This is a genomic window from Brevibacillus fluminis, from assembly GCF_003710825.1.
Classification (GTDB): domain Bacteria; phylum Bacillota; class Bacilli; order Brevibacillales; family Brevibacillaceae; genus Brevibacillus_D; species Brevibacillus_D fluminis.
In genome coordinates, this window is sequence record NZ_RHHQ01000044.1 from 1 (window position 1) to 3732 (window position 3732).

Consider the following 3732-nt stretch of genomic DNA (forward strand, 5'->3'; position numbering starts at 1 on the left):
GGGCATCGTGCGGATTTTGCTGACGATCATGATGACGTCCGGCATGTACAATGCTTCCGGCGAGTACGCCATCCGCGTCGGCATTCCGTCCAAAAGCGGCGTGAGCGGAGGCATCATGGCCGTGGTCCCCGGTAAAATGGGAATCGGCGTGATTGGTCCAGCGATCGATGAAATTGGAAACAGTGTCGCAGGTGTGCAAATTTTGGAGACGTTGTCGAACGAATTTCGCTTGCATTTGTTTGCTTGATAACGAAGTGGAATGCCCTCCGGTATAGCTGCTGTTGGCTAATCGGGGGGCATTTTGTTAAATGGCGGCAGGTGGAGAGAACAAATGTAAAATTCAAAAAATTCTTGAATCAAAATATTGACATCGTGTCATATACATCGTACTCTTAGTGTAGTTCCGGAACGAATGGTTTGTGAATCATGAAATTCTTTGCAAGCGGTTGCGATGGCGCAATCGACAGACAGCCAGACCAACAGTAGAGAAGATGGCAAACGAAAAGAGATCGTCAGAATCGTAAATGACGGAATTTTTAGAAAAATTGCTTTCCAAAGACCGTTTGATGTGGGGGGAATGGAGTCAATGAAAAAAGCAAACAAGCAGCGGTTTTTCGGCGGTGTTCTCGCTGCCGTCCTCACTGCTGGGGCACTGTATGTGCCGTCTGAGGCTGTAAGCTTTGCTGCGGGCGTAGGGACCGGCGCCGATCCGGATACATATGTCGCGCCGCGTACTGGACTGAATGTGAATGCGCCCGCTGCACCCGAGCCATATCCGCAAGAGCCGAAAACACTGTTGCCGGGCGAGCCAGCGGAGCCAATCCCAGGTACCTGGGGCTACGATGTCAGAACCGGCGCATTTACGCATCCGGCCATGTCGCCGGATACGGGCGAGGGGCCACAGCCGTTCAATGGCAGTCTGCCTTATCTCGATATGAATCAATACAGCAAAAACATGAAGGTGGAAGCTTTTTATCCGTATGTGGCCGGTTGGGGACACAGCTGGCAAGCCACGTTCGATCTGAACGGGCATCGCTACCTGTACGACTATGAAAACGATATGTACAACGTATTCGATATCACCGACCCGAAAAAGGTTAAGCGTATCGACCACAAAGAATTCAATATCAAAGGGAGCGATGGCGGTCTGAACCAGTTCGGTCCGTTCAACGTCAAATACAACAAGACACTTGGCAAGCTGATTGCCGTGCAAGGCTATGAGACCCCGCGCTACGGCATTTTGGAAAATAAATATACGTCACCGGAGGAAGTCAAGGCGATCCGCGATCGAAAAATGCTGCGCGGCTTCCGTATTTATGAAGTAACAAGTCCGTTATGGACGGAATGGAAGGTGCTGTCCGAGACGCCGCTCGATAGCAAAGCCAAAGCGAAAGACCAGCCGCAGCAAGGCTCCGGATCCGTCGACGTTCCTGTCTATTGGGGCGACAAGTATTTGTTCGTTGCCGGTGCGCCGGATGACAGCTTTGCGAACAACGAATACAAGAGCTATTTGTACTCGAATGCGCAAATCGCCTATGACATTTCCGACCCAACCAAGCCGAAGCGGCTGTCTGTCTGGTGGGCACCTGGTCAGCGCAAAGGGGAGGAGGCGGACTACAACAAAAATCCGCGTGCCGGCAACAAGACGAGCTGGATGGGCGCACGCATGCCGCTGTTCATCCCGAAACCGGTCGAGCAGGGCGGTAAATACGGCTATGCAGCGATGGGTGGTCTCGGCTTCTACATCGTCGATATTTCCGACCCGGCCAACATGAAAACCATATCCCACCTCGAAATACCGATGAGCGTCAGCGGCACAGAGGGCGACAACATCGATGTGACCAAAGTGGAAACGACAGGCATGGTTTACTACAGCGGCTATCCGCTTGGCGAGGACTGCCACGAGCCGTATAAGCACATCTATGCAATCGACGTACGCGATCCGAAAAATCCGAAGATCGCCTACGCCCTGCCGCGCCCAACGCCGCCAGCAGAGGCGCCGTTCACCGACTATTGCCAGCGCCGTGGCAGCTTCGGACCGAAGCGCAGTGGCTATGCAGCCATCCAACCGGGCACGCCGAACCAGCAGTATATGCCATACACGTTCTACAATGCAGGCGTACAAATTTTTGACCTAAAGGATCCGAAAAAGCCGACGATTGCTGCATACTTTGTGCCGAAAATGTATGGGGAAATCCCGAATGAAGACGGCAAAACGACGCGTCCGAGCGAATCGTCCAATCCGGTGCACAGCATTTTCGTCGAATGGGACCGCAACCTGGTCTGGGCATTCTCCAATCACGGCATCTATGTGCTTTCGACGCCATTGCTAGGAGAACCGATCAGCGGTGTGCCGAAAAACAAGCTGTGATTTTTGCACAGAATTTACCCCCCGCCATTGATTGGTGGGGGGTATCGTCATTGGAACGGTTGAAAGGCAACCTTCCATATACCATCATCATCCTTGATCATTTTAAAACCCGACTTGGTTGCTGTATCCTCACCTGGTGCCTGCGCGCCAAGGGCGAATCGATTTTGTCAGCAGGTGAAGTGAAATCAATTCAGTTGATTTGATGCGGTTTTGCCGCGATTTTATGCTGAACGGTGAATCGGATTCGGTTCGAATACAGAACCAGCCAACAGAAAAGATGCAGGTTTTAGCGCAAATCGTTTTTGGTACAAAGTTTGCAAAGAAAACGAGGGTACAAACAAAAAAAGAGAGAGAACAAACAGGGGGATTGCATGCAGGAAATAAAATTCTGAATAATATTTATTTTTGAAAACCCGTATGTTATAACTAATGATGAAGTTGCAATTTCGTCGTAAAGAAAAAATGACGATTTAACTTCATCAAAAGCGAGGTGGGTTCATGGAGATCCTCACATTCGAGCAGCGGGTGAAAGAAAAGTTCAACGGACTCTCGGCAGGGCAGAAAAAAATCGCCGAGTACATGGTGCAAAATCTGGAGGAAGCGGCGCTCAGCAAGGCATTCCAAATCGGACAGAATGCTGGCGCAAGCGAGACGACAGTGATCCGTCTGGCCTACGCACTCGGCTTTAGCGGATTTTCGGAAATGCAGGAGAAGATTCAGCGCCATCTATTACTGCACAATCAAAACGCGTATCAGGCGAGCCAAGCGGAATATTCGGCTGATAGCGGACATGAGGCGAATCCGTTCGCGAAAGTCATCGAGAAAGAACGGGATCTGCTGGGGCAGATCTTGCATCAACTGGATGTTCAAAAGGTGTGGGATGTTGTCGATGCATTGATCAAAGCGAGCCAAATTATGATTGTAGGCGCGCGCACCTCGCATGCGGCGGCGTACTGGTTTTCGTACACGCTCAGCACGCTGCGGGAGAATGTGATTCTTTGTCCGCCTGCCAGCGATGTTTTCGAAAGATTTAGCGACCTAAAGCAGGACGCGGTGTTGTTCATCATCTCGTTTCCGCGCTATGCCCGAGAATCGCTGCAGCTTGCAGAATGCGCCAAACAGCGAGGAATCAAGCTGATCTCCGTCACGGACCGGATGCTCTCGCCGATCGGGCGCATCTCCGACATCACGCTCACGACGGAGGAAAACGTCGAGTCAGGGTGCAACTCCATCTCCTTGATCATCAGCCTCCTTGACTTGATCGTCATGGGGATCAACGAGCGAGACGCGGAAAGGATCAAAGCCCGTCAGCATGATTTGGAACAGCTTTATTCCGCCTATAACGTATTTGTCGAGTAAGC

4 protein-coding genes are annotated in these 3732 nt (G+C 51.3%); all 4 read left to right on the top strand.

Annotated features, from left to right (window positions below; genetic code table 11):
- On the top strand, positions 1-247 hold a 247-nt coding region (locus tag EDM56_RS30755; RefSeq protein ID WP_148040440.1), incomplete at its 5' end, for a glutaminase.
- Positions 248-586: 339 nt separating this feature from the next.
- Complete coding sequence (locus EDM56_RS30760) at positions 587-2371, top strand: LVIVD repeat-containing protein (RefSeq protein WP_183192656.1); 1785 nt, start codon at positions 587-589, stop codon at positions 2369-2371.
- 50 nt (positions 2372-2421) lie between these two features.
- On the top strand, positions 2422-2574 hold the full coding sequence (locus tag EDM56_RS31640; RefSeq protein WP_183192657.1) for a hypothetical protein: 153 nt from the start codon (positions 2422-2424) through the stop codon (positions 2572-2574).
- Between the two features lie 295 nt (positions 2575-2869).
- The gene (locus tag EDM56_RS30770) at positions 2870-3730 is read left to right on the top strand and encodes a MurR/RpiR family transcriptional regulator (RefSeq protein WP_122921731.1); all 861 of its coding nucleotides are present in this window, start codon (positions 2870-2872) and stop codon (positions 3728-3730) included.
- The last annotated feature ends 2 nt before the right edge of the window (positions 3731-3732 follow it).

Coding starts and splice junctions, on each gene's coding strand:
- EDM56_RS30760 (WP_183192656.1), top strand. CDS start 587: ATGAAAAAAGCAAACAAGCAGCGGTTTTTCGGCGGTGTTCTCGCTGCC.
- EDM56_RS30770 (WP_122921731.1), top strand. CDS start 2,870: ATGGAGATCCTCACATTCGAGCAGCGGGTGAAAGAAAAGTTCAACGGA.